An 11,785-nucleotide genomic window follows, 5' to 3' on the forward strand; every position below is an offset into this window, starting at 1 on the left:
TCCGTTCACGCTCCACAAACTCCAAGTCAATCCAGTCACTACAACCGCTGAGGCGGGTGATTTTGGCCATGAATCAGCACAAAATCACTCCCGCCTCATCCTTCACTCTTAACTAAACACGACCGTATGTGACGGTGTATCTTTAATCGGAGACGTATTGTTACCTTCCTATAGTGTTCCGATGGTGAGAAAGCTGTTTCCGACGGTTTTCACGGTTGTCCTCCTGACCGCTTGGTCGATATACTTTCTGCGAACGAACGTCTGGATTGGCGGCGGGCTCTTACTCATAGCAGGATTGACAGCCATCGCGTACCTCTCGCCCTCCACTTCTATTCCAACGACCAACTCCAGCTCGCGCTAATCGCGTGGTTCTTCTCGGTAGCGACGGGGATACTGGTAGCTATCGAAATTTGGCACGAACGGACGTTCGGAGAAACGTAGTCGAGCGGCCGACCGGTCGCGGTCCGCTCCAGACATCTAATCAATTGTTAAGAAATCCTCCACCCATGTTAAGAAAATATATAGTTATCTGAAGTCACGATTTACCGTTTCTCCCGCCCACCACCAGCACGCGCAGGTCGTTGACGTTCGTGCCGGTCGAACCCGTCCGAATCGCGCACCCCGCGTCGGCCAGCGGAGCGAGCGCGTCGTTGTCCGCGAGCGCCTCGCGGGCCGCTTCCGCCGAAATTCGCCCGTCGGCCGACGCCGCGGCGTCGGCCGACTTGATAACTGTTCCAGCATCCACCAGCGCGCCCGCCGCGTCGGTCCCGCCGTCGCGCCCGTCGGTGTCCACCGCGGCGAGCGCAACCGGCGCGTCCTCCTCGGCGTCGAGGTCCAGCGCCCACGACAGCGCGAACTCCAAATTCGGCCCGCCGACCCCCTCTCCGCGGACCGTCACCGTCGTCTCGCCGCCGGAGAGGAGGACCGCCGGTCCCTCGACCGGGTTTCCGGAGGCGCGACTCTCCTCGGCGACCGCGGCGTGGGTCTTGGCCGCCTCGCGGGCCTCGCCGCGGACCCGCGAGGAGAGGACCAGCGGGTCGAACCCCCGGTCCCGAGCGCGCTCCGCGGCGGCGTCGAGCGCGGTCAGGCCGTCGGCGAGGACGTGAATCGACACGCGCTCGAAGGCCGGATGCCCCGATTTCGGCGTCTCTCCGATTTCGCCCCGCTCGCCGCCTTCTCCCGCCCGAGCGCCCCGCTCCAAACGCTGGCGGACCGCGGCGGGCGCGTCGATTCCGTAGCGGTCCAGCACGTCGAGGGCGTCCCCGAAGGTCGTCTCGTCGGGCGAGAGCGGCCCGCTGGCGATGGTTCCGAGGTCGTTGCCCACCACGTCGCTCAGCACGAGGCCGACGACCCGGGCCGGGGCGGCGCGCTCGGCGAGTCGGCCGCCCTTGAGCGCCGAGAGGTGTTTCCGGACCGCGTTGATTTCGCCGATGTCCGCGCCGCTGGCGAGCAACTCGTCGGTGACGCCGCGGAGGTCCGCCAGCGAGACGCCCTCGGCCGGGGCGGGCAGGAGCGCGCTCCCGCCGCCGGTCACGACCGCGAGGACGAGGGTGTCCTCGCCCGCCGAGTCGGCGAGTTCGAGGACCTCGCGCGCTCCCTCGACGCCGCGCTCGCTCGGAATCGGGTGGTCGCCCTCGCGGACCGCGATTTCTAGTGTATCTGGACCAGCGCCATCGTCGGTCACGACCGCGCCGCGGTCGATGCGCTCGCCGAGGAGGGATTCGAGCGCGCTGGCGACGGGAACCGCGGCCTTGCCGCCGCCGAGGACCAGAATCTCCGCGTAGTCGTCGAGGTCGAAGGACTCGCCCGCGACCGAGAAGTGGCCGTCGTCGCCGAGTTCGACCTCCTCGCGGACGACTCGGTCGGGGCGGGCGGCCGCGAGGCCCGCCTCGACGCAGTCGAGTGCGAGACCTCGAATTCCCTCCTCGTCCCCGCTCCCGACCAGTTCGTCGCGGTTCCGTATCATCGTCGGGGATTCGCCTGCGGGACGGTTAAATCTCGGCGATGGACTCCGGGCGATGGCGGCTCAGCATTTTCGAGGTGGAGCCTCCGGCCTCAAGGAGCGACCGAGGCGTAGCGAAGGGAGCGAGTAGGCCGGAGAGGAAACCGACATGGTACGACGCAACCGGCATACTGCGACAGACCGACTCCCGAACGTATAAGTACCGTTGGCTCTTCTCTGAAGTATGGATGTGCGTCGAACCGCCGTCGTGAAACTCGTCGTTTCCGACGAGCAACGCGACGCACTCCACCGAACCGCCGAGCAATACCTGTACTGCGCGAACCGAACCGCTGACTACTGTTGGTCCGACACCTCCTACACCGAATGCAAGACCAACAAACGGCAGGTACGGGACGCGCTCTACTCCGACCTCCGAGAGGAGACGGACCTACAGGCACAACTCGTCCAAGCTGCCATCAAACGCGCCGTCGAAGCCGTCAAAGGCGTTATCGAACGCTGGAAGAAGGGACAGCGCGTCTCTTGTCCCACGTTCACCGCCGAGACGATGGACTACGATACGCGAAGCGCGACCTTCTACAGAAACAAGGTGTCGCTGGCAACTGTTGAGGGCCGGGTCGAACCGTCGTTCGTTCTTCCGGCAGACAGCCCCACGCCGTATGAGCGATACGTGTTGTCCGAGGAGTTTGAGTTCCGTGAGAGTACGCTTCGATACGACGCGGCAACCGACGAGTTCTACCTCAACATCTCGACTCGGCGGACAAACGGTAACGACGAGGTTCCGGCAGATACCGGGCACCCCGACCAAACGGTCCTCGGTATCGACCTCGGCGTCAACAGTCTCGCTGTCTCATCGACCGGCACGTTTTGGCAAGGAGACGACTACGACCATTGGTGCCGCAAATTCGAGAAGCGACGCGGCGAGATGCAACAGCGCGGCACGCAAGCCGCTCACAACGCCTTGCTTCGCCTCGGAAAGCGCGAAGAAGCATGGCGGAAACAGTACATCCACACGGTCGCCAACGAACTCGTCGTGGAAGCCGTTGAACACGACTGCGATGTAATCGTGTTCGAGGACTTGACCGACATACGCGAGCGGTTGCCGCACGCGAAGTGGCACCATGTTTGGGCGTTCCGACGCCTGTACGAGTACGTCTCCTACAAAGCGCCCGAGCAGGGCGTCTCCGTGGAGCAAGTCGAGCCGAACCACACGTCCCAACGCTGTTCTCGGATGGACTGCGGATTCACGCACGAGGACAACCGCCACGGAGAACGCTTCTGTTGCCAGAAGTGCGGGTACGAGGTGAACGCGGACTACAACGGTGCGAAGAACATCGGGCTACGGTACGCCCGGAAGCGGACACACAGACTCCGTTCCTCGCCCAAGTCGGGGAGCGGAGACGCAGAAGTAGACCTGCGTGTGAATGGTGGGACGTTGAACAGCGAGAGTCACCGGCCTATTGCTGGCGACTGATTGCCGGGAGTCCACATCAAAGCCCCACCCTCAAGGACCGAGGCGCGGAGCGCCGAGGGAATAGGGTGGGGTAGTTTACATGAAGCGACTGTACCGACACGACGAGCATCGCAGTTCGTCGTTGCGATGCACGAGGACGCCCCGCGAGCAGTTCGGGCACGGGCCGACGACCGCCGACCCCTCGGTCTCGCTGTTGGCCCGAACCACCCGGCGAAGCCACCGGATTTCCGACTCCAACTGCTCGACGCGCGCTTCGAGTTCCCGAACACGCCGCTCCCGGCGGCGGTTGCGCTCGCGGCGACCACCGCGCTCTCTGTCTGCTTCCCGAATCACGGCTTTTCACCGACTACCCGTACGCTGTCTGCCGTAGTAACCGTTCGCACACCTGCAAGTTCGCTTAGAGAAAGGACTTTGCCGCCTGTCAGCGTAGCGCCTCCGGACCATGAGTTCCGAGACACGACCGGAGCGTTCCGACCGCGCCGTCGCTCGCCCCCGAGGTGAGCGCCGATGAGCGTCGTCGCCCGCCTCGAAGTCATCCCGACCCGCGAGGAGAGCATGTCCGACGCCGTCGCGGACGCAGTCGAGGCCCTCGAAGGGTTCGACGTGAGCTACGAGACGACGCCCACCGACACGGTCATCGAGGCCGAGAACGCCGGAGAGGTGTTCGCCGCCGCGGAGGCCGCCCACGCCGCGGTCGCAGACGACCGGGTCATCACCTCCTTGGAGGTGGACGACCAGCGCACCCGGAGCCAGCGCCGCCACGACCGCGTGGAGTCGGTCGAGCGCCGACTCGGCCGACCGGCCAAGCGCGAGCGCCCCGCCGGAGCGTCCCGAGGGCGAGAGACCGAAGGACGAGACCAAGAGACCGGGACCCAGTCGGCCCTGTACGGCGGACCGCGCCGGTCGAAAGCCGCGCCCGCCGAGACCGGTCCGAGTCACTCGCGGTACCTGCGAGCCGAACGACCCCTCCCGCGCTAATCCATGAGAGACGGAAAGTCGCCGGGTGAGAAGTCGCCGGACGAGGAGTCGCCGGGCGAAGGGTCGCCGGACGAGGAGTCGCCGGGTGAGAAGTCGCCGGATGAGAAGTCGCCGAGCGAGGAGCCGCCGGACGAGGAGGTGCTGGAACTCGACGGCGAGGCTGGCGGCGGCCAACTGTTGCGGACCGCGCTCGCGCTCTCGATGGTGAGCCAGACGCCCTTCCGGATGGAGAACATCCGAGGCAATCGACCCACGCCCGGCCTCAAGTCACAGCACCTCACGGGCGTCCACGCCGCCGCCGAGGTCTGCGACGCCGCGGTCGAGGGCGCTGAGCCGGAGTCCGAGGAGCTGACTTTCCGGCCGGGAGCACCGACCGGAGGCCGAGTCGAAGTCGAAATCGGGACCGCGGGGAGCCTCCTCCTGCTGTTCGACGCGCTCGTGCCGATTGCGACCCGTCTCGACCGACCGCTGGCCGTCACCGCGACCGGCGGGACCGACGTGAAGTGGTCGCCGACGATGGCTCACTACCGGCGGGTGAAGCTCCCGCTGGTGCGAAACGCAGGTCTCTTTGGGACGGTCGAGTCCGCCCGGTCGGGCGGGACCGGGTTCTACCCCGCGGGCGGCGGCGAGGCGACCCTCCTGCTCGCGCCCTCCGAGATGGACCCCATCGAAGCGACCGACCGGGGGTCGCTCGAAGGCGTGCGAATCTACTCGAAGTCGTCCGCCGACCTCGCCGAGGCCGACGTGGCCGAGCGACAGGCCGCGGGCGCAGTCGAGGAGTTTCTGGCGGGTCTGGACGAGGAGATTCCGGTCACCGAGCGAACCGTCTCGGCGGTCGAAACCCTCTCGACGGGGTCGGCAATCGCGGTCGCGCTGGACTACGAGGAGACGACCGCCGGGTTCGATGCGCTCGGCGAGAAGGGGAAACCGGCCGAGGAGGTCGGCGCGGAAGTCGCCGAGAAGGCCCTCGGGTTCCACGAGGGCGTCGGCGCGGTGGACGCCCACACCGCCGACCAACTCGTCGTCCTTCTCGCGCTGGCTGGCGGTCAGGTGGCGATTCCGGAGGTCACGGCCCACGTCCGGACCGGCGTGGACCTCGTGAACGAGTTCGGCTTCCCTGTCGAAATCGAGGAGGGCGAATCAGGCGAGCCAGCAATCCTGACTGCACCGAGGTCAGAGTAGCCAGCCGCCCTGATTTCTCGCAGTCACCGAATCCGGTGGTAATCGTACTGCCCGCGGATGTTCTCGTGGAAGTACGACCCGTGAGAGCGGGCGCTGAGGAACTCCTCGTAGGTGTCGCGGGCGACGTCGGCGTACCGGTAGACGCCGCCGCTCTCGAACTCGATTTCGAGTCGCTCGGCCTCGTCGTCGTAGCCGATGGACCGGATGGAACTCGACGCGACGGGCGTTCTGGTCTCGGTGACGCAGTCGAGTCGCTCGTAGGGGACGTAGCCGACGATTCGGTCGGCGTGGTAGAGGACGAGGCCGTTGCGGCCCTCCTCGAGTTCGTCGCACTCGATTCGCTCGTCGCCCACCGTGATGGCTTTCATGTCGGGTGTTCGGCGGATTCGGTGGTCAAGCCATCGGCCGGGCGTCGGTCGAGGTCACACCGCGGACGCGTAGTCGGTCGAGGTCTCGCCGCGAGGCGTTGGCGGAGTCGGTACAACTACGACCCTCGCGTGCCTACCCGGTTCCATGCCCGAACTGTACGGCGAGTACGACGGCGAGGCCGAGTCGCAATTCGCCGCGTGTGTCGTCTGCGGGAAGACCCTCGACCTGTTCGAGTCTCACCCGATGTTCCGCGACGAAGACGTGTCTGAGGTCGGTGACGTGGTCGCTCGAACCTACCACTTCTGTAGCGACAACTGCCTCGAAACGTGGCGGCGCGAGCGGGACATCGGGCAGTAAAAAAGGACGCTGTGTTGCTCTCTCAGGCGATGCGCCGTCTGACGCCGCTGGAGATGCGCTTGCGGTTGTAGAGCAGTTCGCCGAACACCCAACCGACGAGCAGGAGTCCGGCGGCGACAGCGCCGACGAAGTCCCACGGACCCATCCAGACCGGACGGACCCACGGCGCGATTTTCGACCACTGGGTTGCGAACTCGCCCATCGGTTCGGCGATGGGCGTCCCGGCGAACGCGGCGGTCAGCCACTGCGAGAAGGTGAGTTTCTCGCCGGTGCCGGGCGTCAGGCCCGCGCTCCCGGTGATGGGATACTCTCCTCGGGCGTTCTGGTCGGCCATCGTGGGCCGGTCGGTGCCCATCGCTTCGTCGCCGAGGTGCATCCGTTCCACGTCGTAGGGTGCCCACGGCGCGTAGAACTCCCAGACGATTTCGCCCTGCGGGTTGACCTCGATGACGCGGTGGTTGTTCGAGTCAACGATGAGGGTGTTGCCGTTGGGTAGGCGGTCGGCGTCTCGGGGCCAGTTGAAGCTCTGCTGGGACCCGACCTGCCACGTCTGTTCCCATCCGTCGTCACGCTTGGCGTACTCGACAACCCGGTCGCCGTGACTGTCGGCGACGAGGAGAGTGGGCGTCCCGTTCTCGCTCTCCATGTAGGTCGGGTTGTGCTGTTCGTTCATCACGTCGTAGTTGTTGTCGCTCCCGAGGCGCATGTCGATGTCCTTGGTGGAGCGATTGATGACCATCACCTGGTCGAAGTTCCGCGGCGAGACGAGATACTGGCCCTCGGCGATTTTGTCCACGTCGTTGACGTGGGTCCAGTCGTCGTTCGTGCCGTCACCGGCGTACGTGCCGCCCTGCTTTTTCGTCCAGTCGGTGTGGTTGCGGAACTGCCACTCCCAGACGATTTCGTCCTCGCCGCGGTCGTAGATGAAGATGCGGTCCTCGTTGACCTCCTTCTCGGGGTTGTAGTTCCGCATGTTGGCGACCAGCAGTTGGTCGCCGTTGATGAGGTCGGCGTCGTGGGTGTCGTGGACACCGTCGAAGCGCTCCTTCCAGACGACTTCGTCGTCCTGCGGGTTGTACTCGTAGATGATGGTCCCGCCGCGAGCGGTCCCGGTAACGAGGACGTTGCTCCCGTTCACCGGGTCCACGTCGTAGAACCACGTCGCGTCCACGTTGGACCCGTTGTGGACCCACTTCACGTCGCCTCGGGGACCGACCCCGACGAGGCGGGCGGGCTTCTTCCCGTTGGCTTTGCCCTTGAACTTGAATCCCTGTATCGAGATAACCGTCGTTCCGCCAGCGGGCGACTCGATGGTCCCTTTCTGGAGGTTCGTATCGCTCGGTTCGTACGTGAGGGCGGAGACCGCTGAGGGGGCAAGCAACGACACGATGACCAACAACACCACGGCGCGTACCAGCCACGGCCGCGATAGGAATCGCGTCTTCGACTCGTTCGACATACACTCCGATACATCTATCCGCGATATATGGGTTTTGTCCTCTTTCTCCTAGAAGGCGCTGGCAAACTACCATAAGTTGGCCGGGAATTTTACCCGGCTTCGACCCTGGTGCAGGTATCGCTGTCGGCAACGAGTTCGAGTGAGAGGAGGCAGAAAGAAATCAAAACAAAACCTTAAGAAATATATTTCATTCTTATAGACAACAGATTATTTCTTTTAGGTCCAGCTTACCGCCGGACGACTCGTCGGGCGCGCGGCCGAGCAACCGGCGGCAGGGGCACGGTGAAAGATTCCAACACCGAACGACCGGCAAACAGTTCACGGGCGGGATGAAGGGGCCCGACCGGGCGGGGCTGCAACAAAGCAACGTCACACCGGTCCTGCCGTTCGGGATAATTCACGGTCACGTCGAGACGACCCGACCGGACAGAACCGTTCGAGACGGAACTCCATCCTTCGGCTAGTTTTATGCCCGACGAGGTGGCCCACCTACCGAGAGCATGTTCCAGAATCGAACCGACGCCGGACGGCAGTTGGCCGACCTGCTCGACGACCACGACGTGGACGCCGACGTGGTACTCGGAATCCCTCGCGGCGGCCTGCCTGTCGCGCGCCCCGTGGCCGACGCGCTCGACGCCCCGCTCGACGTCATCGTCGCGTCGAAGATCGGCGCGCCGAACAACCCCGAACTCGCCATCGGCGCGGTGGCCAGCGACGGGTCGGTGTGGCGCAACGACGACCTCATCGACCGCCTCGGGGTGGACGAGGAGTACGTCGAACGCGAGCGCCAGTCCGAAGCCGAGGCCGCGCGCGAGAAACTCGAACGGTACCGAGGGACCGACGACCCACCGGACTTGGAGGGCAAGCTCGTGGTGGTCGTGGACGACGGCCTCGCCACGGGCGCGACGACGACGGCGGCGCTCCGGCAGGTCCGCGAGGCCGGGGCGAGCCGCGTCGTCCTCGCCGTGCCGGTCGGGTCGCCCGACTCCGTCGAGCGACTCCAGTCCGAGGCCGACGAGGTGGTCGTCCTCGAAACGCCGCCGCACTTCAGCGCAGTCGGCCAGTTCTACGAGTCGTTCGCGCAGGTCTCCGACGAGGAGGCGATGGAGTATCTCGACGGCTGAGGGCGATGGAGTATCTCGACGGCTGAGGACGATGAAGTCCCTCGAAGGTTGGCGGCGCTTCGGCAGAAGAATATTGCAGAATTTCACAATACTGCTCGCACGAGGACATTCCAGCTAATCCGCGGTATTTACCGGCTTATATCCGGATAAATGGGGCGTTCAGGCGTCGAAATACGCGCGGCAGAACCGCTGGAAGAGGCGGCTTTGAGTGCGAGACTCATGCACGACAGCGAAACATTTAAATAGTTACCGGCCTTACTGATGGTTAGGAAGCGAGGCCCGCGGAGATTCTTTAGGTTTTCTCCTCTCCCTGAGCCTCACCCAACCCATCCATCATGACGAGTACACGCATCCAGAGCTACGACGAACAGAACGGTGTAACCGAGTCCGAGCGAACCGACGAGCCCGAAACCGAGGAGACCGCCCGCGAGACCGAGGACCAGCAGGTATGCCCCGAGTGCGGCGGCGACCTCGCCACCCACGACAACGAGACCGTCTGCGAGGAGTGCGGTCTCGTGGTCGACGAGGACAACGTGGACCGCGGCCCGGAGTGGCGAGCGTTCGACTCCAAGGAGAAGGACCAGAAGAGTCGGGTCGGCGCACCGACGACGAAGATGATGCACGACAAGGGCCTCTCGACCAACATCGGCTGGCAGGACAAGGACGCCTACGGCAAGTCGCTCGGTAGCCGCCAGCGCCAGAAGATGCAGCGGCTCCGCAAGTGGAACGAGCGGTTCCGCACCCGCGACAGCAAGGAGCGAAACCTCAAGCAGGCGCTCGGCGAAATCGACCGCATGGGGAGCGCGCTCGGCCTCCCCGAGGAGGTCCGCGAGACCGCGTCGGTCATCTACCGCCGCGCGCTGGACGAGGACCTCCTGCCGGGACGCTCCATCGAGGGCGTCGCCACCGCCGCGGTCTACGCCGCCGCGCGCCAGACCGGGACTCCTCGGTCCATCGACGAGGTCGCTAACGTCAGCCGCATCGACGAGATGGAGTTCAAGCGGACCTACCGCTACGTCGTCCGAGAGCTGAACCTCCAGATTCAGCCCGCCGACCCCGAGGACTACGTCGCCCGCTTCGCCAGCGAACTCGGCATCTCCGACGAGGCCGAGCGCCGCGCCCGCGAACTCCTCCGGACCGCCAAGCGTCAGGGACTCCACAGCGGCAAGTCGCCGGTCGGCCTCGCCGCCGCCGCGGTCTACGCTGGCCCGCTCCTGACCAACGAGAAGGTCACGCAGGCGGAGGTCAGCGACGTGGCGCAGGTCAGCGAAGTGACGATTCGGAACCGCTACCACGAGCTTCTGGAGGCCTCCGAGAGCGGCGCGGTCCCGGCCTAAATTCGATTTCGACGGCCGGAAGAGCGGCTCTGGGGCGTGAAACCAGTTTTTCGGCGCTGTTTTAAAACGAAGGAGTAGCGATGCGGAGAGTTCAACCCATCAGCAGAAGTTCTGGGTCGCGTACACCTTCCCCTCGCCGGTGACGAAGACGCCGATTCCCTCGTCGTCCCACGCCTCGGTCAGGATGTTCTCGCGGTGGCCCTGCGAGTTCATCCACCCCGTGACGATGCCCTGCGCCAGTTCGTCGGCGTTCGCGTACCGGACGATGTCGCCGTCGCCAGTCCGGACCCGCCGGTCGTAGTAGGTGTAGGCGATGTTCTCCGACCCCGTGTAGTAGGTGCCGTCGCCCGCGTCGGCCCGGCAGTCGTAGCCGAACTTGTCGTACCGGTCGCTCATGGTCTCACCGCTCGGCGAGGTGTGGGCGAAGTAGTCGTTTTTCGCCATGTCCTCGCTGTGATAGCGCGCGATTTCCCGGAGGTCGGTGTCGAAGTCGAGTTCCGCGAGACCGTGGTCGGCGCGGCGCTGGTTGACGTGGTGGTGAACCCGCCGCTCGACCCGACCCCAGTCGAGGTCCGAGAGCGGGGTGTCGCCGCCCGATGCGTCGGCCCCCTCCACGACGAGATACCCGACTCGCTCGCCGAGATGGGCCGTCTCGCCGTCACGGCTCCGTTCCTCCTCGACTTTCACCTCGACAGAGGAGTCAGTCAGATTGCGGTACCGGACCCCGCAGGTGTTCGCGCCCCGGAAGGTCTGGACGGCCGCGACGAGGGTCGGGTCGCTGTAGGTCCCGCCGAACTGGATGGTCCGCCACGACCCGACCACGTCGTCCCGCGTTCCGGCCTCGAACGCCCGACCGTTCAGCGTCCCCGAACCGGGTTCGACCGCGAGGTAGCCCACGTCCTCGACTCGGTGGGGCCCGCCCGCCTCCTCCTCTTGAAGTCGGGCCTCGAACCCCGAGGTCGAGATATTCCGCTGGCGAGCGACGACCGGTTGCGGCCCCTTCACGGTCTGGGCCTGCGAGAACACGACCGGCGCGGTCGAAAACGAGGCGGAGAACGACTGGCTCGCCCAGCGGTGGTTCGTGCCGAAGCGACCGGCTTCGAGGGTCGTCCCGTCCGCGAGGCTGTGACTCCCGGCGTCGGCCGCGACCCATCCGAGCGTCTCCTGCCGGTGGGGCCCGTCGAGATAACGCCACTCCTCGACCGCGATTTCGAACGAGGAGCCTCCATCGGACCCGGCCACGTTCCGGAGTCGCGGCGTCGCGGGTTGCGGCCCCTGATAGGAGAGCGACGGCGCGAGGACGACGGGGGCCGAGTAGGAGCCGGACAGTTCGACCGTCGTCCACTCGTGGTTGGTCGTGACCGCGCCGACCTCGGTCGGGACGCCGTCTGCGGTGGCGGCGCGTGCGGTGGTGTCGGCGGTAACAGACTCACCGACCGCACCGAGTCCGAGACTTCCGGCGAGGAGGCCAGTCGCTCGGAGGTAGTCGCGTCGGTCGAGCAGTGATGGCTCTGAGCCGCCGTCGGGGTCCTGGTCGTGCGCCAT

Annotated in this window: 11 protein-coding genes and 1 pseudogene; 6 read left to right on the plus strand and 6 right to left on the minus strand. The window is 65.6% G+C overall.

Annotated features, from left to right (window positions below):
• Both EPL01_RS20395 and EPL01_RS20400 read right to left on the minus strand, forming a co-directional pair.
• A pseudogene (locus tag EPL01_RS20395) lies at window positions 1-70 on the minus strand (IS6 family transposase); the annotation flags it as partial.
• 465 nt (window positions 71-535) lie between these two features.
• Window positions 536-1,966: a glycerate kinase type-2 family protein gene (locus tag EPL01_RS20400; RefSeq protein ID WP_135827130.1), complete on the minus strand. Its 1,431-nt coding sequence runs from the start codon at window positions 1,964-1,966 to the stop codon at window positions 536-538.
• A gap of 220 nt (window positions 1,967-2,186) precedes the next feature.
• On the opposite strand from EPL01_RS20400, the gene EPL01_RS20405 reads away from it, so the two are divergent.
• Window positions 2,187-3,434 carry an RNA-guided endonuclease InsQ/TnpB family protein gene (locus tag EPL01_RS20405; RefSeq protein WP_135827131.1) on the plus strand — a complete coding sequence of 416 codons (1,248 nt, stop codon included), beginning with the start codon at window positions 2,187-2,189 and terminating at the stop codon, window positions 3,432-3,434.
• Window positions 3,435-3,509: 75 nt separating this feature from the next.
• Here the strand turns inward: EPL01_RS20405 and EPL01_RS20410 are convergent, their stop codons facing one another.
• Window positions 3,510-3,767 carry a hypothetical protein gene (locus EPL01_RS20410; RefSeq protein WP_135827132.1) on the minus strand — a complete coding sequence of 86 codons (258 nt, stop codon included), beginning with the start codon at window positions 3,765-3,767 and terminating at the stop codon, window positions 3,510-3,512.
• A 174-nt stretch (window positions 3,768-3,941) separates the two neighbouring features.
• Here EPL01_RS20410 and EPL01_RS22670 point away from each other — a divergent pair, with 174 nt between their 5' ends.
• Both EPL01_RS22670 and rtcA read left to right on the plus strand, forming a co-directional pair.
• Complete coding sequence (locus tag EPL01_RS22670) at window positions 3,942-4,412, plus strand: thiamine-binding protein (protein WP_135827133.1); 471 nt, start codon at window positions 3,942-3,944, stop codon at window positions 4,410-4,412.
• A 3-nt stretch (window positions 4,413-4,415) separates the two neighbouring features.
• Window positions 4,416-5,594: an RNA 3'-terminal phosphate cyclase gene (gene rtcA / locus EPL01_RS20425; RefSeq protein ID WP_246045804.1), complete on the plus strand. Its 1,179-nt coding sequence runs from the start codon at window positions 4,416-4,418 to the stop codon at window positions 5,592-5,594.
• Between the two features lie 23 nt (window positions 5,595-5,617).
• On the opposite strand, the gene EPL01_RS20430 is transcribed toward rtcA, so the two are convergent.
• A complete protein-coding gene (locus EPL01_RS20430) occupies window positions 5,618-5,962 on the minus strand; it encodes a KTSC domain-containing protein (protein ID WP_135827136.1) in 345 nt (114 codons plus the stop codon).
• Window positions 5,963-6,107: 145 nt separating this feature from the next.
• On the opposite strand from EPL01_RS20430, the gene EPL01_RS20435 reads away from it, so the two are divergent.
• A complete protein-coding gene (locus tag EPL01_RS20435; protein ID WP_135827137.1) occupies window positions 6,108-6,320 on the plus strand; it encodes a DUF7576 family protein in 213 nt (70 codons plus the stop codon).
• Between the two features lie 22 nt (window positions 6,321-6,342).
• On the opposite strand, the gene EPL01_RS20440 is transcribed toward EPL01_RS20435, so the two are convergent.
• A complete protein-coding gene (locus EPL01_RS20440) occupies window positions 6,343-7,779 on the minus strand; it encodes an aryl-sulfate sulfotransferase (RefSeq protein WP_135827138.1) in 1,437 nt (478 codons plus the stop codon).
• Window positions 7,780-8,279: 500 nt separating this feature from the next.
• On the opposite strand from EPL01_RS20440, the gene EPL01_RS20445 reads away from it, so the two are divergent.
• Together EPL01_RS20445 and EPL01_RS20450 are read left to right on the plus strand one after the other, a co-directional pair.
• Window positions 8,280-8,903 (plus strand): phosphoribosyltransferase, encoded by a 624-nt coding sequence (locus tag EPL01_RS20445; RefSeq protein ID WP_135827139.1) that lies wholly within the window; start codon window positions 8,280-8,282, stop codon window positions 8,901-8,903.
• A 335-nt stretch (window positions 8,904-9,238) separates the two neighbouring features.
• Entirely contained in the window at window positions 9,239-10,240 is a 1,002-nt protein-coding gene (locus tag EPL01_RS20450; protein ID WP_135827140.1) for a transcription initiation factor IIB, read from the plus strand.
• Between the two features lie 99 nt (window positions 10,241-10,339).
• Here EPL01_RS20450 and EPL01_RS20455 read toward each other — a convergent pair whose 3' ends face one another.
• Window positions 10,340-11,785, minus strand: a complete 1,446-nt coding sequence (locus EPL01_RS20455) for a CAP domain-containing protein (RefSeq protein WP_135827141.1) — start codon at window positions 11,783-11,785, stop codon at window positions 10,340-10,342.

Origin of the sequence: Halorussus ruber (assembly GCF_004765785.1) — an archaeon.
Classification (GTDB): Archaea; Halobacteriota; Halobacteria; order Halobacteriales; family Haladaptataceae; genus Halorussus; species Halorussus ruber.

Excerpts from the sequence above, each read along its gene's own strand:
- EPL01_RS20400 (WP_135827130.1), bottom strand. The coding sequence starts at position 1,966 with ATGATACGGAACCGCGACGAACTGGTCGGGAGCGGGGACGAGGAGGGA.
- EPL01_RS20405 (WP_135827131.1), top strand. The coding sequence starts at position 2,187 with ATGGATGTGCGTCGAACCGCCGTCGTGAAACTCGTCGTTTCCGACGAG.
- EPL01_RS22670 (WP_135827133.1), top strand. The coding sequence starts at position 3,942 with ATGAGCGTCGTCGCCCGCCTCGAAGTCATCCCGACCCGCGAGGAGAGC.
- rtcA (WP_246045804.1), top strand. The coding sequence starts at position 4,416 with ATGAGAGACGGAAAGTCGCCGGGTGAGAAGTCGCCGGACGAGGAGTCG.
- EPL01_RS20430 (WP_135827136.1), bottom strand. The coding sequence starts at position 5,962 with ATGAAAGCCATCACGGTGGGCGACGAGCGAATCGAGTGCGACGAACTC.
- EPL01_RS20435 (WP_135827137.1), top strand. The coding sequence starts at position 6,108 with ATGCCCGAACTGTACGGCGAGTACGACGGCGAGGCCGAGTCGCAATTC.
- EPL01_RS20440 (WP_135827138.1), bottom strand. The coding sequence starts at position 7,779 with ATGTCGAACGAGTCGAAGACGCGATTCCTATCGCGGCCGTGGCTGGTA.
- EPL01_RS20445 (WP_135827139.1), top strand. The coding sequence starts at position 8,280 with ATGTTCCAGAATCGAACCGACGCCGGACGGCAGTTGGCCGACCTGCTC.
- EPL01_RS20450 (WP_135827140.1), top strand. The coding sequence starts at position 9,239 with ATGACGAGTACACGCATCCAGAGCTACGACGAACAGAACGGTGTAACC.
- EPL01_RS20455 (WP_135827141.1), bottom strand. The coding sequence starts at position 11,785 with ATGGCGCACGACCAGGACCCCGACGGCGGCTCAGAGCCATCACTGCTC.